Origin of the sequence: Actinomadura napierensis (assembly GCF_039529375.1) — a bacterium.
Lineage (GTDB): Bacteria > Actinomycetota > Actinomycetes > Streptosporangiales > Streptosporangiaceae > Spirillospora > Spirillospora napierensis.
Window position 1 is genome coordinate 1 of record NZ_BAAAMR010000402.1, and the last position, 541, is coordinate 541.

1 protein-coding gene is annotated in these 541 nt (G+C 34.4%); it reads left to right on the forward strand.

What is annotated here, in order from left to right:
• A partial coding sequence (locus tag ABD296_RS50155) for a hypothetical protein (RefSeq protein ID WP_344285790.1) occupies positions 1 to 400 on the forward strand: 400 nt, incomplete at its 5' end.
• Positions 401 to 541: the final 141 nt, after the last annotated feature.

Consider the following 541-nt stretch of genomic DNA (forward strand, 5'->3'; position numbering starts at 1 on the left):
GATAGGAATGTTAACTGGAGTATGGAAATATTGGCAAATACGCCGTTCCGAATTAAGCCGTGCACATTATTATGTAGATATTGCACATAGAAGCAGTTTGCTTTATGCAGCAGCCACACTTATTCTGGCTGTATTGAGCTATTTCACGATTTTAAATGAAGATATTGCTTTATGGTGTGTATTGGCAAATATACTGTTTTTTAGTTTCTCAATTTTAGTTTATATCATCCACGGATTTTTGCAGGATACGACCAATCAGTTTAAACAACCTCATAGGTTAGGGCATTTCAGTTTACCTGCATGGTTGATGACATTTATGATGTTCGCTTTAATTATTACTGAGCTGTTAGCAACTGCTATTTTAGTGATGGGGACAATTTTATTGTTTTTAAGCAAATAAAAATGGATGATCGCTCATCCATTTTTAGAATTCTTATTTCTGTTGACTAAGTCGTCTTTTAGCTAATTTTCGCATTTTGTGGTCGACAAAGGCCCATACACAAAATACAAAAGAAACAACCATGGCATACATAAAGTATTC